This is a genomic window from Ramlibacter sp. (genome assembly GCF_035548915.1).
In the GTDB taxonomy this organism is placed as follows: domain Bacteria; phylum Pseudomonadota; class Gammaproteobacteria; order Burkholderiales; family Burkholderiaceae_C; genus Ramlibacter.
In genome coordinates this window covers 207,448-232,705 of record NZ_DASZSE010000018.1, presented here as the reverse complement: position 1 = coordinate 232,705, position 25,258 = coordinate 207,448, and the positions used below count along the sequence as shown (strand labels likewise).

The 25,258-nt window shown below is 67.2% G+C and carries 25 protein-coding genes and 1 other RNA gene; 17 read left to right on the top strand and 9 right to left on the bottom strand.

Annotation, left to right across the window (positions count from 1 at the left end):
- Positions 1-12: 12 nt before the first annotated feature.
- The 5 genes from VHA82_RS05205 to dnaX all read right to left on the bottom strand — a co-directional run bounded on the left by VHA82_RS05205 (position 13) and on the right by dnaX (position 4,317).
- Positions 13-1,059, bottom strand: coding sequence for an ABC transporter substrate-binding protein (locus VHA82_RS05205; RefSeq protein WP_325540921.1), 1,047 nt, complete (start codon positions 1,057-1,059; stop codon positions 13-15).
- A 122-nt stretch (positions 1,060-1,181) separates the two neighbouring features.
- On the bottom strand, positions 1,182-1,595 hold the full coding sequence (locus VHA82_RS05200) for an MAPEG family protein (RefSeq protein ID WP_325540919.1): 414 nt from the start codon (positions 1,593-1,595) through the stop codon (positions 1,182-1,184).
- 2 nt (positions 1,596-1,597) lie between these two features.
- A complete protein-coding gene (gene recR, locus VHA82_RS05195; RefSeq protein WP_325540917.1) occupies positions 1,598-2,191 on the bottom strand; it encodes a recombination mediator RecR in 594 nt (197 codons plus the stop codon).
- Positions 2,188-2,511, bottom strand: coding sequence for a YbaB/EbfC family nucleoid-associated protein (locus VHA82_RS05190; RefSeq protein WP_325540915.1), 324 nt, complete (start codon positions 2,509-2,511; stop codon positions 2,188-2,190). Before VHA82_RS05190 ends, recR begins: the two co-directional genes overlap by 4 nt.
- Positions 2,512-2,526: 15 nt before the next feature.
- Positions 2,527-4,317: a DNA polymerase III subunit gamma/tau gene (dnaX, locus tag VHA82_RS05185; RefSeq protein WP_325540913.1), complete on the bottom strand. Its 1,791-nt coding sequence runs from the start codon at positions 4,315-4,317 to the stop codon at positions 2,527-2,529.
- Positions 4,318-4,389: 72 nt separating this feature from the next.
- Between dnaX and ffs the strand changes: the two genes are divergently transcribed.
- From ffs to VHA82_RS05160, 5 genes are all read left to right on the top strand, one after another.
- Positions 4,390-4,486, top strand: an RNA gene (gene ffs / locus VHA82_RS05180) — signal recognition particle sRNA small type.
- 24 nt (positions 4,487-4,510) lie between these two features.
- Positions 4,511-4,819, top strand: a complete 309-nt coding sequence (locus tag VHA82_RS05175; RefSeq protein WP_325540911.1) for a nucleotidyltransferase family protein — start codon at positions 4,511-4,513, stop codon at positions 4,817-4,819.
- Complete coding sequence (locus VHA82_RS05170) at positions 4,809-5,165, top strand: DUF86 domain-containing protein (protein ID WP_325540909.1); 357 nt, start codon at positions 4,809-4,811, stop codon at positions 5,163-5,165. Before VHA82_RS05175 ends, VHA82_RS05170 begins: the two co-directional genes overlap by 11 nt.
- Before the next feature lie 355 nt (positions 5,166-5,520).
- A complete protein-coding gene (locus VHA82_RS05165; RefSeq protein WP_325540907.1) occupies positions 5,521-5,814 on the top strand; it encodes a type II toxin-antitoxin system RelE/ParE family toxin in 294 nt (97 codons plus the stop codon).
- A gap of 10 nt (positions 5,815-5,824) precedes the next feature.
- Positions 5,825-6,133 (top strand): addiction module antidote protein, encoded by a 309-nt coding sequence (locus VHA82_RS05160; RefSeq protein ID WP_325540906.1) that lies wholly within the window; start codon positions 5,825-5,827, stop codon positions 6,131-6,133.
- Between the two features lie 162 nt (positions 6,134-6,295).
- Here the strand turns inward: VHA82_RS05160 and VHA82_RS05155 are convergent, their stop codons facing one another.
- Entirely contained in the window at positions 6,296-6,883 is a 588-nt protein-coding gene (locus tag VHA82_RS05155; RefSeq protein WP_325540905.1) for a JAB domain-containing protein, read from the bottom strand.
- Between the two features lie 13 nt (positions 6,884-6,896).
- On the opposite strand from VHA82_RS05155, the gene VHA82_RS05150 reads away from it, so the two are divergent.
- Positions 6,897-7,175 carry a helix-turn-helix transcriptional regulator gene (locus tag VHA82_RS05150; protein WP_325540904.1) on the top strand — a complete coding sequence of 93 codons (279 nt, stop codon included), beginning with the start codon at positions 6,897-6,899 and terminating at the stop codon, positions 7,173-7,175.
- A gap of 26 nt (positions 7,176-7,201) precedes the next feature.
- Here VHA82_RS05150 and VHA82_RS05145 read toward each other — a convergent pair whose 3' ends face one another.
- Positions 7,202-7,510 (bottom strand): nucleotidyltransferase family protein, encoded by a 309-nt coding sequence (locus VHA82_RS05145; protein ID WP_325540903.1) that lies wholly within the window; start codon positions 7,508-7,510, stop codon positions 7,202-7,204.
- A 138-nt stretch (positions 7,511-7,648) separates the two neighbouring features.
- Between VHA82_RS05145 and VHA82_RS05140 the strand changes: the two genes are divergently transcribed.
- Positions 7,649-7,936, top strand: coding sequence for a hypothetical protein (locus VHA82_RS05140; protein ID WP_325540901.1), 288 nt, complete (start codon positions 7,649-7,651; stop codon positions 7,934-7,936).
- A 22-nt stretch (positions 7,937-7,958) separates the two neighbouring features.
- Here the strand turns inward: VHA82_RS05140 and VHA82_RS05135 are convergent, their stop codons facing one another.
- On the bottom strand, positions 7,959-8,168 hold the full coding sequence (locus tag VHA82_RS05135) for a hypothetical protein (protein WP_325540900.1): 210 nt from the start codon (positions 8,166-8,168) through the stop codon (positions 7,959-7,961).
- A gap of 18 nt (positions 8,169-8,186) precedes the next feature.
- Positions 8,187-10,385, bottom strand: a complete 2,199-nt coding sequence (locus VHA82_RS05130; RefSeq protein ID WP_325540899.1) for a hypothetical protein — start codon at positions 10,383-10,385, stop codon at positions 8,187-8,189.
- Positions 10,386-10,639: 254 nt separating this feature from the next.
- On the opposite strand from VHA82_RS05130, the gene VHA82_RS05125 reads away from it, so the two are divergent.
- The 10 genes from VHA82_RS05125 to VHA82_RS05080 all read left to right on the top strand — a co-directional run bounded on the left by VHA82_RS05125 (position 10,640) and on the right by VHA82_RS05080 (position 25,208).
- On the top strand, positions 10,640-11,329 hold the full coding sequence (locus tag VHA82_RS05125; RefSeq protein ID WP_325540898.1) for a hypothetical protein: 690 nt from the start codon (positions 10,640-10,642) through the stop codon (positions 11,327-11,329).
- Positions 11,330-11,560: 231 nt separating this feature from the next.
- Positions 11,561-11,893, top strand: coding sequence for a thioredoxin TrxA (gene trxA, locus VHA82_RS05120; RefSeq protein ID WP_325540897.1), 333 nt, complete (start codon positions 11,561-11,563; stop codon positions 11,891-11,893).
- Positions 11,894-12,082: 189 nt separating this feature from the next.
- Positions 12,083-13,348 (top strand): transcription termination factor Rho, encoded by a 1,266-nt coding sequence (rho, locus tag VHA82_RS05115; RefSeq protein ID WP_325540895.1) that lies wholly within the window; start codon positions 12,083-12,085, stop codon positions 13,346-13,348.
- A gap of 139 nt (positions 13,349-13,487) precedes the next feature.
- Positions 13,488-14,285 (top strand): gluconate 2-dehydrogenase subunit 3 family protein, encoded by a 798-nt coding sequence (locus tag VHA82_RS05110; RefSeq protein ID WP_325540894.1) that lies wholly within the window; start codon positions 13,488-13,490, stop codon positions 14,283-14,285.
- On the top strand, positions 14,278-16,038 hold the full coding sequence (locus tag VHA82_RS05105) for a GMC family oxidoreductase (protein WP_325540892.1): 1,761 nt from the start codon (positions 14,278-14,280) through the stop codon (positions 16,036-16,038). The genes VHA82_RS05110 and VHA82_RS05105 overlap by 8 nt, the downstream gene beginning before the upstream one ends.
- A gap of 14 nt (positions 16,039-16,052) precedes the next feature.
- Complete coding sequence (locus VHA82_RS05100) at positions 16,053-17,372, top strand: cytochrome c (RefSeq protein WP_325540890.1); 1,320 nt, start codon at positions 16,053-16,055, stop codon at positions 17,370-17,372.
- A gap of 82 nt (positions 17,373-17,454) precedes the next feature.
- The gene (locus VHA82_RS05095) at positions 17,455-22,803 is read left to right on the top strand and encodes an AAA family ATPase (RefSeq protein ID WP_325540888.1); all 5,349 of its coding nucleotides are present in this window, start codon (positions 17,455-17,457) and stop codon (positions 22,801-22,803) included.
- Positions 22,804-22,922: 119 nt separating this feature from the next.
- Positions 22,923-23,768: a transporter substrate-binding domain-containing protein gene (locus VHA82_RS05090; RefSeq protein WP_325540886.1), complete on the top strand. Its 846-nt coding sequence runs from the start codon at positions 22,923-22,925 to the stop codon at positions 23,766-23,768.
- A 26-nt stretch (positions 23,769-23,794) separates the two neighbouring features.
- The gene (locus VHA82_RS05085) at positions 23,795-24,505 is read left to right on the top strand and encodes an amino acid ABC transporter permease (protein ID WP_325540885.1); all 711 of its coding nucleotides are present in this window, start codon (positions 23,795-23,797) and stop codon (positions 24,503-24,505) included.
- Positions 24,498-25,208: an amino acid ABC transporter permease gene (locus VHA82_RS05080; RefSeq protein ID WP_325540883.1), complete on the top strand. Its 711-nt coding sequence runs from the start codon at positions 24,498-24,500 to the stop codon at positions 25,206-25,208. The genes VHA82_RS05085 and VHA82_RS05080 overlap by 8 nt, the downstream gene beginning before the upstream one ends.
- The last annotated feature ends 50 nt before the right edge of the window (positions 25,209-25,258 follow it).

Genomic DNA, 25,258 nt, shown 5'->3' with positions numbered 1-25,258 from the left:
GGGCACGCGAGCCTATGCCTTGTATTTATCCTTCGCCCTTCTCGCAAACTCGTTCGTATACGTCTTCGCGAGCTCGATCTTTTCCGGCTTCACGCTCGGCTCGAAGCTCGCGAGCGCCTTCAGCGCCGTCTTCGGGCCTTCTTCGGGCATCACGCCGTCGAGCGCGATCGCCTCGCGCACCTTGTTGAACGAGGCGAGGTAAAGCCCCCGGTCGCCAAGCAGGTACGCCTCGGGCACGGTCTTGATGATGTCGCTCGGGCCGGCCGTCTGCAGCCACTTCAGGCCGCGCACGATTGCATTCGCGAGAGCCTGGCAGGTATTCGGGTTCTTGTGCATGAAGTCGGCATGCGTGTAGAGGCAGGCCGCGGGCATCGGCCCGCCGAACACGTCCTGCGTGCCCTTCAGCGTGCGCGTGTCGCTGATGATCTTCACTTCGCCCTTTTGCTCGAGCATCGTCATCACCGGGTCGGTGTTGCTCATCACGTCGATCTGGCCCGAGCGCAGCGCGGCGAGCGCCCCCGCGCCCGTGCCGACGCCCACGAAGCTCACGTCGGTGGGCTTCACGCCCCCGCGCGTGAGCACGAGGTTGGCGATCATGTTGGTCGACGAGCCGGGAGCGGACACGCCGATCTTCTTGCCGCGCAGCTCGCCGATCGATTTGTACGAGGGCATCGTCTTCGTGGACACGCCGATCGCGATCTGCGGCGCGCGGCCCATGAGCACGAACTCGGAGATGAACTGGTTCTTGCTCTGCATGTTGATCGTGTGCTCGAACGCGCCGCTCACGATGTCCGCGGAGCCGCCCACGAGCGCCTGCAGGGCGCGCGCGCCGCCCGCGAAATCCGAAATTTCGACGTCGAGCCCCTCGGCCTTGAAGTACCCGAGCTGCTCGGAGATCGTGAGCGGCAGGTAGTAGAACGCGGCCTTGCCGCCCACGGCGAGCGCGAGCTTGGGCTTTTCGAGCTTCGTCTGCGCCCTGAGCGCGGGCGCGGCGACGGCAGCGGCGGTGAGTGCGAGCGTTGAAGCGAAGGTTCGGCGAGTGATCGGCGGGTGGCTCATCGGGCGGGTCTTTCGTTGGTGTTCTTCCGGCTATTTCCCGAGCGTAGTCAGCGCTTGTGTGCACCGCATCAGGACCATCCCCTGCGGGTTTTCACGTAACGCGGCTTCTCACGCAAAGTCCCTCATCGATAGCCGATGAAAAGAATACCTATGTTCGCGGCGAACGCGATCGCCCAGACGGCCGATCGGATCGTGGGCAGGCCTGCCACGTACATCGCGATGTAGATGATGCGCAGCGTGACGAAGACCAGCGCGAGGATGTCGAGGCGCGTCTGCGGCGCGCCGAGCTGATGCGCGATGACGACCGCCCCGATGAAAAACGGCAGCGCCTCGAAGCTGTTTTGCTGCGCGGCGACGGCGCGCGCCTGCCAGCCGTCGAGCCTCGCGAGCCACGCGCGCGGCTCGGCGTTGTCGAAGCCGCCTTCGCGCCGCCGCTTGCCGAAGCCGGGCGACTTCGCGAGGTAAACGGCGGCGTAAGGCAGGAGCGCCGCGACCAGCACGCACCAGTAGGCCACGGTGAAACGGGCGGAATCCATCGTCATTTTTCCCTTCTCTCCACGAGCGCGTGCGCGATCGTTCCCAGGTCCACGTATTCGAGTTCGCTGCCCGCGGGCACGCCGCGCGCAAGCCGCGTCACTTTCAGGCCCCGCTGCTTGAGCGCCTCGCCGATCACGTGCGCGGTCGCTTCACCCTCCGCGGTGAAGTTGGTGGCGAGGATCGCTTCCTGCACCACGCCGTCGCCGGCGCGCGCGAAAAGCCGCGCAAGGCCGATGTCCTTCGGGCCGATCCCGTCGAGCGGACTCAGCTTGCCCATCAGCACGAAGTAGAGGCCGCGGTAGGCCGCAGTCCGCTCCACCGCCGCCTGGTCGGCCGGCGTTTCGACCACGCACAGCTTCGTGCGGTCGCGATGCGGATCGAGGCACGTGGGGCAGATTTCGGCTTCGGTGAACGTGTTGCATTGCGCGCAGTGCCGCACGCGGGTGGCCGCCTGCTGCAGCGCCTGGGCGAGGAGCAGCGCGCCCTCGCGGTCGTGCTGCAGCATGTGAAAGGCCATGCGCGAAGCCGACTTCACGCCGACGCCGGGCAGGCGCCTGAGCGCTTCGATGAGGGCGGGGAGGGACGCGTCGCTCAAAACGGGAGCTTCATCCCCGGCGGCAGCCCCGCCGTGAGCTTGCTCATCTTCTCGGCGGAAGTTTCCTCGGCCTTGCGCACCGCGGCGTTGAAGGCGGCGGCAACGAGGTCTTCGAGCATGTCCTTGTCGTCCGCGAGCAGGCTCGGATCGATTTCGACGCGCTTCACGTCGTGCTTGCACGTCATGGTGACCTTCACGAGCCCCGCGCCGGATTCGCCCGTGACTTCGATGAGGGCGAGTTCTTCCTGCGCCTTCTTCAGGTTGTCCTGCATCGCCTGGGCCTGCTTCATGAGGCCGGCGAGTTGCCCTTTGTTGAACATGGTGGGTTGAATCCTTTAGACGGGTTTGATGCTGCCAGGCACGATTCTCGCGCCAAAGTCGCGCATCATCGACTGCACGAACGGGTCGTTCAGGATGATCTGTTCCGCGGCGCTTTGCCGCTCGGCCGCGGCCTGGGCGTTGCGCCGGGCGGGGCTGTCGGTGACCGTTCCCACTTCGACGCTCACTTCGACGGCGTGGCCCACCGACTCGAGCGCGGCCTTCAGGCGCGCGCGGCTGGAGGGCTGGTTGAGCGATTCGCGCTCGACGCGCAGCATCCAGTGGCCTTCGTCGCGCGCGACGAGTTGCGACTGCAACGCGAGTTCGCGCACGAGCGCCGTGACGGCTTCGGCCGCGACGAGCTGCTCGACGAGTGCGTGCCAGAAGTCGCCTTCGGGGGTGGGAACGAGCGTGGATTGCGCGGCGGCGGCCTGCACTTCGCGCACGGGCTCGGGTTGCACGCGCACGGGGACCGCGACGACGGCCGAGGCAGGCTGAGCACGCGCCGGCGGGACCGGTTGCGCGGGCGACACGACGGGCAGCACGCGACCGGGAGGGGGCGTGATGGGGGTGGCTGCGGAGGTGGCAGAGGTGGCGGCCCCCTTCGCATCGTCATTCCCGCGAAGGCGGGAATCCAGGGAACGCACGCCCTCCTCCCGACCACCGGCCTCCTCGTGCACCCGCCGCGCCGCTTCAGTTTTTTTTTGAGCGGGTTCCTTGAACGCGAGCAGCCGCAGCAGCACCATCGTGAGCCCCGCGTATTCGTCCGGGGCGAGCCCGAGCTCCGCACGGCCGTGCAGGCAGATGCTGTAGAGCAGTTGCGTTTCATCGGCCGGCATGAGCGAGGCGAGCCGCGCGATCTCCATCGCTTCTTCGTCGTCGGCCGCGGCATTCGAAGGCACGGCCTGCGCGACCGCCATCCGCTGCAGAACGGCGCTCATTTCTTCCAGGGTCGACGCGGCGCTCAGGCCGTGCACGCGAAGGTCTTCCGACATCCCGACGACGGTCTTGCCGTCGCCGTTCGCGAGTGCCTCGATCAACCGGAACACGTGGCCGCGGTCCACCGTCCCGAGCATCTGCCGCACGTTCGCCTCGCGGATCTCTCCGCCGCCGAAGGCGATGGCCTGATCCGTGAGCGAAAGCGCGTCGCGCATCGAGCCGCGTGCCGCGCGGGCGAGCAGTCTCAGCGCGGGCGCGTCGGTGGGCACCTGCTCGGCTTGCAGCACGCGAACGAGGTGTTCCTGCACCGTCTCGGGTGCCATCGGCCGCAGGTTGAACTGCAGGCAGCGCGAGAGCACGGTGACGGGCACCTTCTGCGGATCGGTCGTGGCGAGCACGAACTTGAGGTATTCGGGCGGCTCCTCGAGCGTCTTCAGCATCGCGTTGAACGCGTGGCCCGTGAGCATGTGCACTTCGTCGATCATGAAGACCTTGAAGCGGCCCTGCACGGGCTTGTAGACCGCCTGCTCGAGCAGGGCCTGCACTTCGTCCACGCCGCGGTTGGAAGCGGCGTCGAGTTCGGTGTAGTCGACGAAGCGGCCCGCGTCGATGTCCGTGCAGGCCGGGCAGACGCCGCAGGGCGTGGCCGTGATGCCGCCCTGCCCGTCCGGGCCCTGGCAGTTGAGTGACTTGGCGAGGATGCGCGACACGGTCGTCTTGCCGACGCCGCGCGTGCCCGTGAAGAGGTAGGCGTGGTGCAGGCGCTGCTGAGCGAGCGCGTTGGAGAGGGCTTGCACCACGTGTTCCTGGCCGACCATCTGCGCGAAGGTTTTCGGCCGGTACTTGCGGGCGAGCACGAGGTAGGACATTCGGTCGATTCTACGGTGGCGCACTGGCGCGGCCGCGGCAGGAGGCGCGCTCGCTCGCCTACAATCGTGGGTGACGGGCCTCCCCGCATGGCGAAGCGGCCAAACGGGTCAGGTGGGGAACCAAGCAGCCCTAACTGTGGAGCCAGTGCCGGGGGTAAGGCTCGTCAACTTCAACCAGCCGAGGTGGCATCCCGTGCATGCCGTAATCAGCCAGAAGCGAGACGAGATTTCTCGGATCTGCAAAGAGCATCACGTGCGCAAGCTCGAGGTGTTCGGCTCTGCTGCGCGTGGCATCGACTTCGACCCGGAGAAAAGCGATGCGGATTTTCTTGTCGAGTTCGAGCCTGAAACGCTTCGGCGATTCGATGCGTATTTCGATGTCAAGGAAGCGTTGGAAGAGCTGTTGCAGCGAAGCGTCGATCTCGTGGAACCGGACGCCCTGAAGAATCCCTTCGTCATCGCATCGATCAATCGGAACCGCGAAGTCGTGTATGCAGCGTGACCTGAAGGCCTGGCTGTGGGACGTTCAATCTGCCGCGGCCGACATTCAACGATTCGTGATCGGACTGGATTTGGCGGCATACGCAAGTTCGGAGCTGGTGCATTCGGCGGTCGAACGCAAGTTCGAGATCATCGGCGAAGCCCTCAGCCAACTCGCAAAGGCTAGCCCTGAGACGGCTTCGCGCATTCCGAAGCTTCCGAGAATCATCGGATTTCGCAACCGGCTTATTCACGGGTATGCGCAAGTGAACCACGCGACGGTCTGGAGCGCGGTCCATGAATCTCTGCCTGCTCTTCAGTATGCGGTTCGAGCGCTGCTGACTGAACTCGGTGATGGGGAAAGTTGAGTCTGGCCCCGATGTCCTCCGAGTTGCGACCAAAACCGTCATGCTCATCTTCCCGGCAGCGGAAGTCAGGTCAATCCCGCGAAGCGCGAAGGCAGTGCACCTTGACTCTGGCAGACGCATCGGCGATTGCGGCGTATCTCACTGACATTCTCGCGGTCGCGGGCGCGGGGCCTACTCGCTGCGGCTCTGGATGACATTGCACAGTGCACGCAGGATGAGCGACATCGCGAAATCTACCGGATGACGCGAAGCTCTCTTCGAACTCAAAGCCCAACTGTGAATTCGCGGGGCAAGACCGAAGCCATCAGCCGATGTCGTTTGACCAAACTGTAATCGACCGATTACAATGGGCGGGATGCCCGCGATTCGGCCGCTTCCGGAGTTCACCCGATGGTTAAGCCGATTGCCCGATGCGGAAGTGCGCGGGGTGGTTGTCGCTCGTTTGAAGCGGCTTGAACGCGGGCTTCCAGGAGATGTCAAAACCGTCGGCGCCGGCGTCTCCGAGTTGCGTATCCACCTCGGCGCAGGATGGAGGATCTATTTCACGCGGCGTGGAAAGGATCTCATCATCCTGCTCGCAGGCGGCTCGAAGCGCACACAGGTAGCCGACATACTGCGCGCCAAGGAATTGGCTGCATTGCTTGACTGAGGAGTACGACATGGTGGGCAAGCGCATCAAGGTGGATGATCTTCCCGAGTTCGATCCGACCCTGTACCTGGACAGCGAGGATGCGATCGCGGCGTATCTCACTGACATTCTCGCGGCCGGGGACGCGGGCCTACTCGCTGCGGCACTGGGTGACATTGCGCGTGCGCGCGGAATGAGCGACATCGCGAAATCCACCGGGATGACTCGCGAAGCTCTCTACAAGGCTCTGCGACCGGATAGCGCACCGCGCTTCGACACTGTCGCTCGCGTTTGCGCGGCGCTGGGCGTTCGGCTCGTGGCAATGCCAAGTCACGAGTAATTGGAATCTGACCCCCATTTCTGACCCGGCGCTGGGCGTTCGGCTCGTGGCAATGCCAAGTCACGAGTAATTGGAATCTGACCCCCATTTCTGACCCCCATTTCTCCCCAAGCTTGGCCGTGGGACCTTCAGTCTGCAGCCAGAACCTCCAGGGCGTGCGTGTCACGACCGGAGGGCACCAGGCCGAACCCCCGAAGGCAACATGCCCAGTTCCGACATGGACACAGCCTCCGCATCGCTCGTGATCACGTGATCGAGCACGGCGACTTCCACGAGCGACAACGCAGCCTGTAGTGCGCACGTGACCGCGCGGTCACCCTCACTGGGATAGCAACTGCCGCTGGGATGGTTGTGGTGGATCACGACCGAAGCCGCATTCAACGCGAGCGCGCGCTTGAGCACTTCACGCGGATGCACCGAGGTTTCGGCGAGCGTGCCTCGAAAGAGCTGTTCGTAGGCGATGAGGCAATGCATCGTGTCGAGGAACATCACGCCGAAGACTTCATGAGCAAGCCCCTGCGTCTGCAAACGGAGATAGGCCTTGACCGAATCGCGGTCGCCGAAGGCGTGCCCGCGCCGCAAACGTGCATCGAGGATCCGTAACGCACGCGCGATGATCGCGGCATCGTCGTCCGTGAACGATTCCGCGGTTCGCTGCGCAGGGAGGCTGGAGCTCAATGGAGGTAGGTCGAAAATGAATCCTATAGATTGTAGCCCTATCGGATTCGTTCGGGTGTCATCGGTGTTCATACGCCAGACCCGAATGCCACAGAAGCCATCGTTCGCAGCCGCCTTGAAGACCGTGAGAAAAGCTCGCGGGTTGAGTCAGGAGGCGTTCTCGGAAGTGTCCAGCCGCACTTACCTGAGTTCGCTGGAGCGCGGACTGAAGAGCCCTACCCTGAACAAGATCGAAAGTCTCAGCGAGGCACTTGGCGTGCATCCTCTGACGCTCCTAGCCCTCGCGTATGCGGCTGACGACAAGTCACTTCAGAAGCTGCTTGCCCGTGTCAGCGCGGAGCTCGATGAAATGCAGGCGGTCTGAATGCCGCCAGGGTCGAGTGACCCGCATCAGGATGCATACACCGTCTTCAATTCGGCAATGACACGCCGACGAAAATAGGGATTGGCAAGGTTGCTCGGCGTAAGCAAATCGACGGGTCGCCCGAATAGTGCTTCCAACCCCTCCTTCAGTCCGAAATACGCATCTGCGTATTCGCGAGGCGGCACGTCTTCGAACTCAACCAGAAAATCGATGTCGCTGCGCTGGGGATCGAAATCGGAACGCGTCACCGACCCGAAGACATCGAGCCGACGAGCGTGCGTGCGCCGGCACAACGCTGCGACTTCGTCTCGCTTTTGATCGATCAGAGGGCTCATGGCAGGACAATTATGCCGCCCGGCACGCCCAACGGCCAACCTGCTCGCGCCGAACATCGGCAAGCGTTGTCGAACCGGTTGCCTGGCCGATTCCGAATCAGCCGGCATCGCCACCACCACATCGCCAAAGGACCCCCCATGAACCAGGACGAAGTCTTCGCAAGCATGAAGGCCCTGCACGACCTCTGCAACGCCCTCCTCGGCAAACTGGAGGCCGTTCAGGTCACGCAGGACGCCGTCGTCGGCGCGCTCGTGCGCAGCCTGCCGCCGATGCTCGAGCCGATCCAGAACAACGTGCGCATGCTCGCGGCCGCCCGCGCTCAACACGTCGAGCCGGGCGCACTCGAGTCCTTCCGCAACAACATCGCGACCATCCAGAAAGGCCTGCTCGCGATGGGACAGCGAACACCCGGCGACGGCGCATAGCGCGCGGGCGTCTCTTGCGCCCTCAGTCGTCCAGCAACCCGCCCTTGTAGAAGCTGTACGCCGTCCCGTCGTGCAGGTAGAAAAACCCGTCGGCGCAAGCCTCCTTGCCGGGGAAGTATTCCCGATACTTCTTCGGCACCAGGCGTTCGAGTTCCTCGTCGCTCATCGCGTCGAATTCCATCGGCGTGATCGGCCTCCCCGCTCGCGGCCGGCGGCGTGCTTCGTCATCCATTCGCAGCAAGGTACTCCATCATGAGGGTCCCACCGCCGAGCCGGCGACGGCGGCGGAGCTCGTCGATTGCCTGATCCGATCGAGCCAGCCCTGGAGCAGTTCGGGTGGCTCGTCGCCTCTGATTTCTTCCACCGCCTCCAGGAGTTCGCCGCGTTCACGCGCACTCATTCGCGCAATCGGCGGCTCGACGTGCGAAGGATCGAAGCGCTCATCCGCGGCCCCGATGATTGCGCAGGCGTCGCCCATCTTCTTGCGCAGCGGCGTTCCTCTCGCGGCCAGCACGCGAAGCAGCCTCTCGGCCGAACTTGCCGAATCCGATCGATCCAAGGGGCCTCTGAGCGGCGGTACCGTCCACGATTCCGTTCGAAACGTATTCCTGATCCGATCCAGACACGGCCGAAGCACTTGCGGCTCGTAGCGTTGGCCGGATTGGTGGAGTGCCTGCCGCAGGGCTTCGCGTTCCGAATCGCGCATCTCGGCCATTTGTCCCGTGACCTCGAGCGCCAGTTCGCGCTGCGGATCCATGTTCGCGAGCGCCATGCCATCGAATATCCCTTCCAGGTTCCGCATGAGCGGGCCCGAGCTCTCCCACGCGATCGGCCTGCCCTCGAGCCACGTGCGCAGCAATTGCCCGACAAGGTCCGAACATGCCAGCACCAGATGATGCTGATCGTTCACGAGCGGCCCGCCATCGACAACGCCGACCATCAGACCCAGGACGAATCGCCTGTCGGGCCCCCACGGGCCGCGTTTCATTTCTTCGATCGCATCCCGCAACTGCGCGCGTTCCTGCGGCGATTTCCCGCTCAACTTCCATTTGAGCTGATCGACCAACGGGCGAAGAAGACGCAGCGAATGAATGATGTCGCTGAGAGTGTCCATGTCCCTTTGCTCGACAGCGTCGAGCAGGCCGTCGAGGAGAGGTGCGAACTCCGCCGGGGTCCTCGGGTCGATGCGCGCGAGCTCGCTCTCGATCTGCGCGAGCGCTTTCGATCCGGGCGGTTCGGCGCCGCCGCGCCGCCTGATCGCATCGAGCGCCGAGCGAACTTTCGCGCATTCCATGGAGGTCATATCCTTCAGCTCAATGGCGACGGGGACCGCGGCAGCATCCGGACGCGACGCTGAAAGGACACGGAAAATCGCGCCGGCCCTCGTGAGGATTTCGAATGCGGCCGCGGCCCTGGCATCGGCATCGCCGTCATCGCTTCCAGCCTCGTCTTCGCTGCCGGCCAGTGCACGCAGCAGCTCGATCATCGTGCTGCGCAGGCTGAGTCCCGCCTCGAGGCGGTCCAGGACCGGCACGATCCATTCAGGCAATTCGTCCTGCCGGAGTCGGGCAAGGTTGGCCCGATCCTGAGCGAGCTGGCCGCGGGATCGTGACGCGACTGCTTCGTGCAGGCACGAAGCGAGGAAGGCATCCGCATCCTCGACGCGTGACACCATTGCAGCCTCGATGGCCTGGACGCGCGCGGCAATGCCGCACACCCGCCGCAGCAGCGCGTCGTCGGCGCGGTGGCCTTCGTCATCGGTGACGCCGTCGTTGACCTCGTCGTTGTCGTTGTCGTTGTCGTTGACGTCGTTGTTGCCGTCGTTGTTGGCTTCGTTGGCGCCGTCGTAGTTGCAGCAGGCGTCGCCCTCCTCGCCCTCCTCGCCCTCCTCGTCACCCTCGTCACCCTCGTCTTCCCAGAAACCGGTGTCACTGTCGCCTTCCGCGGCCAACGCTTCGAGCAGCTCGCCAAATACTTCGTGGCCATCCGTTTCGGCGCGGTCACGACTCGGCTTGTCGACGGCAGTGCGCCCGAACCTTGCAGCATCGGCGCGCACCATCTGCTCGAGAGCGTCGTCTTCCGCGCCCTCGCCCGCGTTCGCCCAGGCGGCTGACGCCCGGAGCACTTCTCCATTCGGTTCATGAGCCGCAATGGTCCGTCTCACGGCATGCGAAACCGTTGCAAAGACCAGAAGCTCGTGGCCCCACAGGAATCTCGTGACGCAAGAGATGGCATCGGCCGTCAATCCGGCCAGGCTGGCCCTGCCCGCGAGGCGCGCCGGCGCCGGGAACTCGCGTGCGCCTGCATCATCGATGGCCTGCTGAACGCGCGGGGTCTCGGGGCTGACCACGCGTGGGGGGTGCTGCGCGACCGCAGTCGCGGCAACGACGCCTTCCGTGGGTGGGTGAGGCACAAAGGCGGCTGCAAGGGCAGTCTCGACAGGCGGCATTCGGGTGTCTTTCCATGGCGGGACGCAGACTGTAACCGTCCATCTCGCGCACGCGCCACGGACTCCTCCGCCGCGACCAGTGGCAGGCGGCTGCCTGCCGCGCGCCGACCTGTCCGACAGGCGCTGCCGTTCGCGCCCCATCCGCATCCGTCCGGCGGCTGACAGTAACCTTGCGCAATCTCCCACAGCGCAGCCGCGAACCGCCGCCTAGACTGATCCGTACGTTGCAGATCACGCAACACGGGAGGTGTGCCATGGGTGGCGGTGCATCGGGCAAGACCGGGAGAACTGGCGAAGAGGTCGGCGAGAAAGTCGGCGAGAAGGTCGGCGGCCATGTCGACAGGAAAGTCGGCAGACGCGCGCCGCGCTTCGCCATGGCGGCCGCGTGCGCCGTCGCGGGCGCGATCGGTTGGCATGGCAGCTGGGCCCAGTCGCTCGACGCCATGCAGGACGCGGCCGTGCCACGGATGGAGGTGACCGCCTCCACCCTGCCGCGCTTCGATCCGCTCGAAGCGGCCGCGGCGTCGCGCCGCATCGACATGACGCTCCTGCCGCCGCCGTCCAGTGCGGGCATGGGCCTCGCGATCGGCATGAGCGGCTTCACGCAGCCTGCGCAGCCCGTGGGCGCGGGGCTCGCGCCCACGGCGCAGCCGGCGGTCGACGTCGGCCTGCACTGGCGGCAGCCACTCGACAGCAGCATGCGCATCGACGTGACCGCATGGCACCGCGTGACACCGCAGCAGCCGGACGCCTACACCCTGGTGCAGTTGAACCAGGCGCCAACCTTCGGCGCGCGTGTCGAAGTCGCGCTCGGCTCGCACGACCATTCGGGGTTCGTCGCGGACCACAAGGGCTTCGTCGGCTTCCAGCTCGATAACGGAGGCCGCATCGGCGTGCGCCGCAAGGACGGCCACCCGATGGTGTACTACCGCAAGCAGTTCTGAGGCCTGAGGCGCGAGCCGCCGCCAAGCCCTGCCGCCGCGACGCGCGGGAAAGGGCATCGCGCCCGCGTCCGCCGCGCCACCCACGCATGGCCTTGCGCTATCGCATCGATAGCGAATGCAAGCGCGCCCACACGCGACGGCGGGACTTGAAGTCTGTCACAATGCCCTTCAAATAGCCGCATCGCGGAACCCGGCACGTGCCGTTACGCCCCTTCGAAGGAAGAAAACCTCATGGCCAGCGACCTCATCAAGCACATCTCCGACGACACGTTCGAAGCCGACGTCCTGCAATCGGGCAAGCCGGTGCTCGTGGACTACTGGGCCGAATGGTGCGGCCCGTGCAAGATGATCGCGCCGATCCTCGACGAACTCTCCGAGACCTACAAGGACCGGCTGCAGGTTGCCAAGCTGAACGTCGACGAGAACCGCGACATCCCCGCGAAGTTCGGCATCCGCGGCATCCCCACGCTCATGCTGTTCAAGGACGGCCAGGTCGCCGCAACGCAGGTCGGCGCGCTCTCGAAGGCGCAGCTCGTGCAGTTCCTCGATCGGCAGCTCGCCTGAAGGCGATTCCACCCAAAAAATAAAGTCGCGGGGCCCTTCGGCCCCGCTTTCGCGGATTTCTCCTCTATACTTCAGCCAGACCGCCGGCGCGCCACGTGCGAACCGGGTCGAGTTCCGGCAGCGGGTCCCGCATCCCGCATCCATTTTCCTCCCCCAGAAAAATCCAGAACTCCGCCAAGGGGTAACTCCATGCACCTGAACGAACTCAAGGCGCTGCACGTCTCCGAAGTCCTCAAGCAAGCCGAAGAGCTCGAGATCGAGAACACCGGCCGCATGCGCAAGCAGGAGCTGATGTTCGCCATCATCAAGAAGCGCGCGCGCACGGGCGAACAGGTCTTCGCCGACGGCGTGCTCGAGATCCTGCCCGACGGCTTCGGGTTCCTGCGCAGCCCCGACACGAGCTACACCGCGAGCACCGACGACATCTACATCTCGCCTTCGCAGGTGCGCCGCTTCAACCTGCACACGGGCGACATGATCGAAGGCGAAGTGCGCACGCCCAAGGACGGCGAACGCTACTTCGCGCTCACCAAGCTCGACAAGGTGAACGGGGGCGTGCCGGAGGACAACAAGCACAAGATCATGTTCGAGAACCTCACGCCGCTGTTCCCCCGGGAACAGATGCGTCTCGAACGCGACGGCCTGAAGAGCGAAGAGAACATCACCGGCCGCATCATCGACATCATCGCGCCCATCGGCAAAGGCCAGCGCGCGCTGATCGTGGCGCCTCCGAAGAGCGGCAAGACGGTGATGATGCAGCACATGGCGCACGCCATCGCGGCCAACTACCCCGACAGCTACATGATGGTCCTTCTCGTGGACGAGCGTCCCGAGGAAGTGACGGACATGCAGCGTTCCGTGAAGGCCGAGGTGATCGCCTCCACCTTCGACGAGCCCGCCGCGCGCCACGTGCACGTGGCCGAAATGGTGATCGAACGCGCCAAGCGCCTGGTGGAGCTGAAGAAGGACGTCGTGATCCTGCTCGACTCCATCACGCGGCTCGCGCGCGCCTACAACAACGTCGTGCCCTCCTCCGGCAAGGTGCTCACGGGCGGCGTCGATGCGAACGCGCTGCAGCGCCCGAAGCGCTTCCTCGGCGCCGCGCGCAACGTCGAGGAAGGCGGCTCGCTCACGATCATCGCCACCGCGCTCATCGACACCGGCTCGCGGATGGACGAAGTGATCTTCGAGGAGTTCAAGGGCACGGGCAACTGCGAACTGCACCTGGACCGGCGCCTGTACGAAAAGCGCGTGTTCCCCTCGATCCAGCTCAATCGCTCCGGCACGCGCCGCGAAGAACTGCTGCTCGCCCCCGAGATCCTTCAGAAGACGCGCATCCTGCGCCAGTTCATGTACAACATGGACGAGATCGAGGCGATGGAGATGGTGCTGAAGTCCATGAAGGCGACGAAGAGCAACGTGGAATTCTTCGACATGATGCGCCGCGGCGGCTGATCGCCTGCCGCCGTCCGGCCCGCGACGCGCCGGACCAACTGCATTTGCTCGAATGCATTTGCTGAACGCGCGCTGACAGCTGTTCTTTCGTCCAGACCGAGGCCACGAGCCGCATGGCCGGGTCTACGATGACCGAACGATGAAGCAGCTTTGCGTTCCCGAATCGAGCGGCACCGAAGCGCCGCGCCTGAGCCGCCGCCGGTTGCTCGCGGCGGGCGCCGTGATCCCGATCGCCGCGGCCGCGGCCGCATCCACCACCACGATCCAGCGTGAAATGCCGTGGCGCGAGGGCGCCGCCGACGCGCCGGATGCGGCGCTCGCGCTCCCTGCTCAGTCGGGCGGCTACACGTTCTTCTCTCCCGCCGAATCGGCCTTCGTCGAAGCCGCCGTCGCGCGGCTCATTCCCGCCGACGATCTTGGCGCGGGCGCGATCGAAGCCGGCGTGCCGGTCTTCATCGACCGGCAGCTCGCGGGCGAATACGGGCGCGCAGCGAAGTGGTACATGCAAGGTCCGTGGGCGCAAGGCGAGAAGACGCAAGGCTGGCAGACGCGCCTTGCGCCCGCGCAGCTCTATCGCGCGGCGGCGAAGGACATCGACGAGGCCGTCGCGCGAGAAGCGCGCGCCGCGACATTCGCGAAGCTCGCGCTGCCCGAGCAGGACCGGTGGCTGCATCTTCTCGAAGACGGCAAGGTCACGCTTCCCACGGCCGATGCCAAGACCTTCTTCGAGCTCTTGCTGCAAAACACGATCGAAGGCTTCTTCAGCGATCCGCTCTACGGCGGCAACCGCGACATGGCGGGCTGGAAGATGATCGGATTTCCGGGCGCGCGCTACGACCACACGCCTTTCGTCGCGCGTCACGGCGAAAGCTATCCACTGCCGCCGGTGGGCATCATGGGCCGGCCGGAATGGTCCCGGAGCGATGGGCATGGCTGAGCGCCTTCCCCCGGTGGACGCGGTGCTCGTGGGCTTCGGGTGGACGGGCGCGATCCTCGGCCAGGAACTCACCGACGCGGGCCTGAACGTCCTCGCGCTCGAGCGTGGGACCTGGCGGGACACGCCCACGGATTTCGCGCCGACCTTCGCGCAGGACGAATTGCGCTACTACTGGCGCCACGAACTTTTCCAGCCGCCGGCACACGAAACGCTCACCGTGCGAAACAACGTGAGCCAGACCGCGCTGCCGATGCGCAGGCTCGGCTCGTTCCTGCCGGGCATCAACGTGGGCGGCGCCGGCGTGCACTGGAACGGGCAGACCTGGCGCTTCCTTCCCACGGACTTCGTCGCGCGCAGCCACAATCTGCAGCGCTACGGCAAGAGCGCGGTCCCGGCGGACATGACGATCCAGGACTGGGGCGTCACCTACGACGAGCTGGAGCCGCATTACGACCGGTTCGAGTACCTCTGCGGCATCTCGGGCCGGGCGGGCAATCTGCGCGGCACCATCCAGGCGGGGGGCAATCCCTTCGAAGGGCCGAGGCAGCGCGAGTATCCCAATCCGCCCATGGCGATGACGCTGCCGCCGACGCTGTTCGCGCAGGCGGCGGCGTCGCTCGGCCACAAGCCCTTCCCGCAGCCTTCGGCCAACATGTCGCGGCCCTACACCAATCCGCTGGGCGTGCAGCTGGGCCCTTGCACCTATTGCGGCTTCTGCGAGAAGTTCGGCTGCGGCAACTACGCGAAGGCGAGCGCGCAGACGACCATCCTGCCGGTGCTGATGCGCAAGCCCAACTTCACGCTGCGCACGCAATCGGAAGTCACGCGGATCAATCTCGACGCGAGCGGCCAGCGCGCGGTGAGCGTCACCTACGTCGACGCCGCGGGTCGCGAATACGAGCAGCCGGCCGAGCTCATCCTGCTCACGGCCTACATCCTGCACAACGTGCGCCTGCTGCTGCTGTCGCGCATCGGCAAGCCGTACGACCCGGCCACGGGCGAAGGCGTCGTCGGCCGCAACTACGCCTACCAGATCACCTCGTCCGTCAATGCGTTCTTCGACGACAAGCTGCTCAACCCCTTCATCGGCGCCGGCGCGCACGGCATGCTCATCGACGAGTTCAACGGCGACAACTTCGATCATTCCGGCCTCGGCTTCATCGGCGGCGGCTTCATCGGCACGGTGCAGACCGGCGCGCGCCCGATCGAGACGCATCCCGTGCCGGCGGGCACGCCGAAATGGGGCGGCGAGTGGAAGCGCGCCGTGGCTCGAAGCTACCTGCGTTCGATGACCGTCAGCACGCACGGCGCGGTGATGAGCCATCGCGGCAACTATCTGGACCTCGACCCCACCTATCGCGACGTGTACGGCCGCCCGCTCATGCGCATGACTTTCGACTTCACGGACAACGAACACCGCATGTCGGACTACCTCACGCAGCGCGCGGCGGAGATCGCGCAGGCGATGAAGCCCGCATCGATCAAGGTGAACGCGCGCAAGGGCAGCTGGGACGTGGTGCCCTACCAGACGACGCACAACACGGGCGGCGCGATCATGGGCACGGACCCCGCCACGAGCGCCGTGAACCGATACCTTCAGAGCTGGGACGTCCCCAACCTCTTCGTGATCGGCGCGAGCGCCTTCCCGCAGAACCCCGGATACAACCCCACCGGTACCGTCGCCGCCCTCGCCTACTGGGCGGCGGATGCGATCCGCGCACGCTACCTGAAGGCGCCCGGGCCGCTCGCGTGAGCAGAAAGCCTCGCATGCGACTGCTCTTCATCGCAGTGGGAATGGCCGCCGCCGTGGGCTGGGCGGGCTACGTGCTCGGCCAGCCCAAGAGTTCGCCTGCCGCGCCCCCGCCCCCGCCCGCGCAGGCTGCCGCGGCAGGCGCCGAAGCCCAGATCTCGCTCGGCCGCTATCTCGTCGCGGTGGGCGACTGCATCGCATGCCACACCCCCAAGGGCGGTGCCCGCTTCAGCGGCGGCCGCCCGCTCGAGACGCCATTCGGCGTCGTGCTGTCGGCCAATCTCACCCCCGATGCCGACACCGGCATCGGCCGCTACACGCCCGACACGTTCTACCGCGCCTTGCACGAGGGCATCGATCGCCAAGGCCGGCACCTCTACCCCGCCTTTCCCTACAACTACTACACGCGCGTGAGCCGCGCGGACAGCGATGCCATCTTCGCTTACTTGCGCACCCTGGCGCCGGTGCGCCACGAGCTCGAGCGCAACCGCCTGCCTTTTCCGTTCAACATCCGCGCGCTGATGGCGGTGTGGAACCTCATGTTCCTGGATAAGGGGCCGTATCGCGAAGACGCGTCGAGGCCCGCCAACTGGAATCGCGGCGCCTACCTGGTGGAGGGGCTCGGTCATTGCCAGGCTTGCCACACGCCCAAGAATTTCCTCGGCGCGCCCAAGGACGGGCAGGCATTCGAAGGCGGGAAGTTCGCCGAGTGGTTCGCGCCCGACCTCACCCCCAATCGCCGCCGGGGCATCGGCTCGTGGAACGACGACGACCTGCGCGGCTTCCTGCGCCGGGGCCTGAACGCGCACAGCGCGGCTGCGGCCGAGATGGGCGAGGTCGTTGCGTTTTCCACTTCGCAGTGGACCGATGCCGACGTGGATGCGGCCGTCGCGTATCTGCGCAGCATCCGTGCCTCTTCCGACGATGAAGTCGCGGCGCCCGACCCCGCGGTGATGAAGCAGGGCGAAGCGATCTGGCAGGACGCCTGCGCGGCCTGCCACCGCATGGACGGCAGCGGCGTTCCCGGCTACTTTCCGCCGCTCGTGCACGACGCCAACGTGCAGCAGCGCGACCCGACGACGCCGCTGCACTACGTGCTCGGCGGCGCCCGCCGGGAGCCGACCGACCGCGCGCCGACGCCGCTCGCGATGCCCGCGTTCCACTGGAAGCTCGACGACCGGCAGGTGGCGGCCGTCGCCACGTACGTGCGAAACAGCTGGGGCAACCGGGCGTCGCCCGTCGAGCCGGAGCAGGTCGATCGGCTGCGGCGCAAGCTCGCGCTTTCGGCGAAGACGCCCGCATCGGGCGCGGGGCCCGCGTCTATCGATCGGCATTGAGTCACAACGACCAGCGGCACCCAAAGGCTGGAACGGCAGGCCGGAAACTGGTACATACCAGTTACGCGAACCGCCGAACGAGATGTCCACCGCATCCGAGCCCGCTGCCATCGCTGATCCATGCAGTGACGGCGCTCCATCGGCCGCCACGCTCTATTCGAGCGAAACCACGCGCGTGGACCGGGTGGAGCCGGCCGCGGCCTCGCAGGCGCACATCCGCAAGGAGTATCTCGGCCCGCACGCCGAGCGGCGGCGGCGCAACGAAAGCGCGATGCTCGCGCGGCTCGGCGGCATCGAGGGCGTGACCCAGACGATGGGCGAACCGCAGGGCACGGACGTGCTGGCCCTGCGGGACTGCGGCGGAACGAGCCTCGCGCAGGCGCTGCGCGAGGGCCCCCTTCCCCCCGGGCAGGTGCTCGCGCTCGCGCCGCAGCTCGCGCGCATCCTGGCCGCGGTGCATCGCGCGGGCGTGATCCACTGCGACATCAACCCGGCCAACATCGTCGTCACGAAGGACGATCGGGCGGTGCTGATCGATTTCGATCTGGCGGTGGCCGCCGAACAGCAGGCCGCGAACACGCACGACGGCCGCATCCTCGGCACGCCTGCCTACCTCGCGCCCGAGCAGACCGGCCGCACCGGCCGCGCGGTCGACCACCGCGCGGACCTCTACGGCCTGGGCGTGACGCTGTACGAGATGGCCACGGGCCGCCTGCCCTTCGAAGCGGAAGACCCGCTGCAGCTGATGCACGAGCATCTCGTGCGCGAGCCGGTGCCCCCCGCCCGGCTCGATGCGCGCGTGCCGGCCGGCCTGTCGAACATCGTGCTGCGGCTGCTTGCCAAGGCGCCCGAGGAGCGCTACCAGAGCGCCGAAGGCCTGCTGCACGACCTGCTGCGCCTGCGAAGCGAAATCGAGGCGGGGCGCGATGGCCTCTTCGAGCTCGGCCGGCGCGACTTCGCAGCGCGGCTGCCGCCTCCCCTGCGCCTTGTCGGACGCGACGCCGAGCTCGGGCTGCTGCGCGCGGCCTTCGAGTCGGCCCGCCAGGGGAAGCTTCGCGGCCTGCTCGTCGAAGGCGCGGCCGGCGCCGGCAAGAGCACGCTCATCCAGGAACTCAAGCCCATGGCGGCGGCCGCATCGGGCCGCTTCATCTACGGCAAGTTCGACCAGTACCAGCGCGATTCCGCGACGGGCAGCGCGGTGATCCAGGCGTTGCGCGCGCTGGGGCGGCTCTTGCTCGCGGAGCACCGGGACGCGCTCGCCGCGCTCAGGCAGGCGATCCTCGACAAGCTCGGACGCAGCGCGGGACTCATCGCCCAGCTGCCCGAATTCGGAGTGCTGCTCGGTGCGCATCCGGCGCTGCCGGCGGTGGACCCGGCGCAGGCCGAAGAACGCCTGCGACGCGCCACGCTGGACCTGCTGGAGACTGTCGCCTCGCCCGAACGCCCGCTCGTGATCGTGCTGGACGACCTGCACTGGGCGAGCGCGCGATCGCTGCGAGCGTTCGAAGACGTGATGGACGAATCCGCGCTGCGCGGCGTGCTGATCGTGGGCGCCTATCGCGATCTGCCGCCCGCTCGCGGCGCGGGCTCCGGCGGCAACGAAGCCGGCGCCGCGCATCCGCTCGCCGAGGCGCTGAAGCGCTGGCGCGCTCGCGAGGCGGCGCCGATGGAGATCGCGGTCGGCAACCTCGCGCCGGATGCGCTCGGTGAGCTCGTCGCGCAGATGCTGCGCCTGCCCGCCGCGCCCGCCGGGGAGCTCGCGCGGGCCGTGGGGACGCTCAGCGCGGGCAATCCGTTCGAAACCGTGGAGATGCTCAATGCGCTGCGCGCGGACGGCCTGCTGCGCCTCGCCGAGTCGGCCTTCCAGGATCGGCAGGACCCGCAGGGCCGGCCGGTCCTGCATGGCTGGACGTGGGACACCGCCGAAATTCATCGCTTCGTGGGCCGTGGCACGGTGGGGGACTTGCTCGCCGCGCGCATCGAGCGGCTGCCGCTCGCGTCCCAGTCGGTCCTCGCGTGCATGAGCTGCATCGGCGGCTCGGTGCCGCGCGAGCTCGCGCAGGTGGCCGCTCATCTGGAGGAAGGCGCGCTCGACGAAGCGCTGCGCGCGCCGCTCGAAGACGGACTCCTCGTGGCCGAGGGCGACACGCGCGACGTGCTTCGCTTCCGTCACGACCGCGTGCAGCAGGCCGTGCTCGCACGCATGGACGCGCCGGCGCGTGACCGGCTGCAGCTCGCCATGGCGCGCCGTCTCGCGCAGCAGTCCTCGTTTCGCCAGCACATGACGCAGCAGTACCTCGGCTGCGCCCACCTGCTCACCGACCCGGCCGAACGCCGCACCGCCGCGCGGCTGTTCCACAGCCTCGCGGCAAGACTCGCGGACGTCGCGAACTTCACGCTCGCCGAAACGTATCTCGCCGCGGCGAGCACGCTGCTCGCGAGCCTCGCCGACCCGGCCGACGAGGCCCTGCGCGACTCGGTGGAGGCGGCCCGCCACGCCGCGCTCTACAGCCTCGGACGGCTCGACGAGGCCGACGCCGTGTTCGCGATCGTGCAGGAAAGGCTCACCGATCCGCTCGCGCTTTCGGAATCGGTGTGCCTGCAGATTCGCAGCTTCGAATGGCGAGCGCGCTCGGCCGAAGGCGTCGAGCTGGGGCTGAAGCTGCTCGCGCGGCTCGGCTTCGCGGTGCCCGCCGCCCATACGCCCGCCGATACGGCCGCCCGGCTCGACGCGCTGCGGCAATGGATCGACGAGGACCACTCGCTCGACCTGGGTGCGCGCGAAAATCTGTCGGATCCGCGCGCGCTCGCCGCGTCGCGCGTGCATGCGCGGCTGCAACGCTCGGCCTTCGTCGTGAACAAGCACGTTGCCACCTGGCTGATGCGCGAAAGCGCGCGGCTGTGGGACGAGCACGGCCCCTGCGGCGCGCTCGTGCTGAGCCTCGCGCGCATGAGCGCCCTCCTCGTGGAAGCACGCGAGGAGTTCCGCGCGGGCTACCTCGCCGCGCGGCACGTGCTCGCCGTCGGCGAGGCGCGCGCTTTCGAGCCCGACATCTTCGAGGCCCGCATCGTCTTCGCGATCGGCTCCTGCCACTGGTTCGAGCCGCTCGAGCACGCGATCGACCATGTGATGCGCGCGCGCGACGGACTGCAGGGGGCCGACGCCCTCTACGTCTGCTACAGCTATCGGGCGACGATCCCCGCCCTCCTCGATTGCGCACCCACGCTCGAGCACCTGGATGCGGAGCTGGAGGCAAGCCAGGCGCTTGCCGAGCGCACGGCCAATCACCACGCGGTCATCGTCAATCTCACCGAAAAGGCGCTCGTCGCATCGCTGCGGGGCGACCCGCAGGCGCTCGGCCGCCTGGGCGACACCGACGCGGCGGAAGAAGCCTGGCTCGCCCGGGCCCGCCGGCTGCCGATGGCGATGTTCAACCATCACCTGCGCAAGTGCCTCGCCTTCGCGCTGCGCGGCGACGCGGACGCGCTCGAAAAGCATTCCAGCGCGGCGGCCGCGCTCGTCGCCGCCATCCCGGGCTACTACTCGCTCGCGCACGTGCGGCTTTTTCGGGCGCTCGCGCTCGCGTGGCGGCTGCAGCGGGACGACGCGGACGTGATCGGGGCGCAGACGCTGCACGACGAACTCGAAGCCTGCCGAGCGTGGCTTGCAAGACGCGCGGCCGACCAGGCCACGAACTTCGGCCATCTCGTGCGTTTCGTCGAAGCCGAACAGGCGTGGGCCCGCCGGGAGTTCTGGCAGGCGGCGACGCTCTTCGAAGATGCGATGGGACAGGCGCAGCATCGAAGGCGCCCGTGGCACGGCGCGCTGATCGCCGAGCGCGCGGCGCGCTTTCATCTCGCGCAGGGGCTCGAACGCAGCGGCCGCGCCTTGCTCGCCCAGGCGCGCGACCAGTTCCGGGCCTGGGGCGCGTCCGCGAAATCGGCGCTGCTGGAGGTGGAGCACCCCTGGCTGCGGACGGCGGAGCGAATCTCCTCGCGCCGGGCGAGCCAGCACAGCTCGCCCGTGAACACGCACGTGCTGGACCTGATGGGCGTGCTGCGCGCCTCGCAGGCGCTCAGTTCGGAAACGAGCCTCGACAGCCTGGCCGCCCGCGTGACCGAAGTGCTGGCCGCGCTCACGGGCGCGACCCGCATCGCGGTGCTGTCGTGCATCGAGGATCAGTGGTGGCTGCTCGCGCCCGGCGCTGGAGCGGCGTCGATGACGGTCGTGGAAGCCGCCCGAGGCGGCCGCCTGCCGCTTTCGGTGTTCGCCTATGCGGAACGCACCGGCGAGGCCCTGGTGGTGGAAGACGCGCTTTCGGACGACCGCTTCGCGCGCGATCCGTACTTCGAAGGCGTTGCGCTTTGCTCGCTGCTGGCCGCGCCGATTTCGGCGCAGGGCGCCGCACGTGCCATGCTCCTGCTCGAGAATCGCCAGGTCCGCTCGGCCTTCAACGCCGAGCGGCTCGACGCGGTGATGCTGATCGCGGGGCAGCTCGCCGTGTCGCTCGCCAACGCGCAGCTCTACGAAAGCCTCGAGCAGCGCGTGTTGTCGCGCACGCACGAACTGGAGCAGACGCAAGCCCGGCTCGTGAGCACCGCGCGCCGCGCGGGCATGGCCGAGATCGCGAACAACGTGCTGCACAACGTCGGCAATGTCCTGAACAGCGTCAACATCTCGGCGGGCGTTGTGCGCCGCGCGATCAATGCGTCGAAGGCCGAGGGCCTGTCGCGCGCCGTGAAGCTGATGCACGATCCGGCGAGCGACCTCGGGCGCTTCGTGGAAAGCGGCACGCAGGGCAAGGCCCTGCGCTCCTATCTGGCCGAACTCGACACGGCGCTGCGGCTCGAGCGCAACAACGCGCTCGCGGACCTCGACCGGCTCACGAGCAGCATCGACCACATCAAGCACGTCGTCGCCACGCAGCAGTCGCATGCCGGCCCGTCGAGCGTGGTGGAGGCCGCGCGGGCGGAGGAACTGCTGGAGCAGGCCCTGCACCTGTGCGAAGAGGAGATCGCGACTTGCGGCCTCGCCGTCGTGCGGCGGTTCGAGCACGTGCCGGTCGCCGCGCTGGACCGGCAGCGGGTGCTGCAGATTCTCGTGAACCTGATCCGCAACGCGGCACAGGCCATGTCCGGCGTGAGCGGGCGCGAACGCGAACTCGTGCTCACGACCGGCCTCGTGCGCGACGGCGCGGCCGGTGGCGCGCGTCTTCGCATGACCGTGAGCGACACGGGAGAAGGCATCGCGCCCGAGAACCTCACGCGCATCTTCTCGCATGGCTTCACGACCCGCGTGACGGGGCATGGCTTCGGATTGCACAGCAGCGCGCTCGCGGCGCGGGAAATGGGAGGCGCGCTCACGGCGTCGAGCGAAGGGCCCGCGCGAGGCGCCACCTTCACGCTCGAAGTGCCGCTCGGCGGCGCGTGATCCGGATGCGCGGCCGCGACGCGGCCGGCTCGCCGAGCGCATCGGGTTTTTATCGATGACAACGTCTTCGCGGCGCACTCATGCTGCAACTTCGGACGTTCGATTCAGGAGGAGCACACATGAGCGACCATTCGGCGCGCGCGCCGGGATTCTTCCGGTGCCTTGCACTCGTATCCGTCTTCGCGGCCTGCGCGCTGCACACCGCGGCGCGGGCCGACCAGCTGGACGCCATCAAGTCCGCCGGGGTGCTCAAATGCGGCATCGGGCCGGGCGCGAAACCCTACTCCTTCGTCGCGGACCCGAACACCCGCAAGCTGGTGGGCTACGACATCGACATTTGCGAGGCCGTGGCGAAGTCGCTTGGCGTGAAGCCGGAGCTCGTGTTCATCACGCTCGTCACGCGGGTCACCGACGTCCAGCAGGGCCGCACCGACCTCGGCCTCGCCGCGATCACCAACACGCCCGAGCGCGCGAAGCAGGTGGACTTCAGCTACAACTACCTCGTGACGAGCGCCAAGGTCGCCGTGCCGGCGGACAGGGGCTACAAGACGTTCGCCGACCTCGCGGGCAAGCGGTTTTCCGCCACCGAGGGCGCCAATCTCGAAATCAAGCTGCCCAAGGTGATCGACAACCCGCAGGTGATCGGCTTTCCGAGTCCGGCCAACGCGTTCCTCGCGCTGGAGCAAGGCAAGGTGGATGCCATGGGCGGCGACGAGACCACGCTGCGCGGCGTGATCGGCACGAAGACGGACAAGTTCCAGATCCTCGATCAGGCCGTCGACAACCAGCAGATCGGCTTGGCCGTGCGCAAGGGCGAGCCGCGGCTGCTCGCCGAAGTGAACAGGGCTCTCGCGCAACTGGAGCAGTCCGGAGAAGCGGCTGAAATCTTCGATCGCTGGTTCGGTGCGAACTCCCAGCTCAGGATGAAACGGTCCTTCAGGTTCGCCCCGTATCAGGGCAGCTGACTGCGTCGCGCCAGGCCGTGGGGGCGATGGACGGTCTCGACTGGGGCGTGCTCTTTCGGCCCGAATTCCGGGCCATGCTGTGGAAGGGACTCTGGACCACTCTGCAGCTCACCGCCTATGCGTCGGCCGGCGCGCTCGCCGGCGGCATCGCGATCGCGCTCCTGCGGTCCTCGGGCGTTCGCGCGATCGCGGCCGCCGCAACGGCCTTCGTCGAAGGCACGCGCACCGTTCCGCTGCTCGTGCACCTGATGTTCTGGTACTACGGCGCGCCCGAGCTGCTGCCCGAAGGCATCCGCACCTGGCTCTACGCGCGAGATGTCGGGTTCTGGTCGGCGCTCGTTGCGCTCGTTCTGTACGCGTCCGCGTTCGTCTCCGAAGACCTGCGAAGCGGCATCCGCGGCATTCCGGCCGGGCAGCTCGACGCCGCGCGGTCGCTCGGATTTGCCCGGCTGCAAGCCTTCAGGTTCGTGATTCTGCCGCAGGCACTGCGCGCCACGGTGCCGCCGCTCCTCGGCCAGGCGATGACGCTCACCAAGAACACCACCATCTCGCTCGTGATCGGCGTGCCCGAGCTCGCGCACGTGACGCGCACCGTGCAAAGCGCCTCGTTCCAGTCGGTGAGCGTCTACGTGTTCACGACGCTCTTCTTCCTGCTCATGGCGCTGATGTGGACCGGCCTCGCCCGCTTCTACGCCGCGCGCGTGCCGCGCCTTCGGATCGCGGACCGCGATGATTGAAATCGTCCGGACCTACTGGCTGCAGCTGCTGCTCGGCTACTACCCCGAAGGCCCGCTCGGCGGGCTCGCTCTCACCCTCTTGCTGGCGGTGGGCGGGCTGCTGCTCACCGTGCCGGCGGCCCTGGCCATGCTCTGCGGCCTCGCGAGTCCGTGGAAATGGCTGCGCGGCGCGTTCGAGCTGTTCGTGTTCTACGTTCGCGGCGTTCCGCTGGTGGTCCATCTGCTGTGGGCCTATCTCCTGATCCCGATGGCATTCGGGATGGCGACGCCGCTGTGGGTCGTGCTGATGGTCGTGCTCGTCGTCTTCAACGGCGCCTATCTCTCGCAGGCGATGCTGGCGGGCATCGAAGCGGTCGGAGCGGGCCAATACGATGCCGCGCGAGCGCTCGGCTTCACGCGTTTCGCCGCCTTGCGCGCGGTGGTCCTGCCGCAGGCGCTGCGCAACGTGCTTCCGAGCATCGTGAACCAGCTCGTGCTCCTCATCAAGGAAACGGCGCTCGCCTCGGTGATCGGCATGCACGAACTGTCGATGGAGTTCCAGCGCCTGAACGAGAACGTGCGCGATCATTCCGCGGACCTCTTCGCTCTGCTCGGGCTCGCCTACTTCCTGCTGTGCTATCCGCTCACGATGCTCGGGCGGCGGCTGGAGCGGAAGTACCGCGCGACGGCGTTCGCCCTTCGGGAGTCCGGCGCGGGCGGGTGACGGCAGGACACGCCGGTGCGCACCGGGGGGATTGCAGTGTTCGCGCGGCG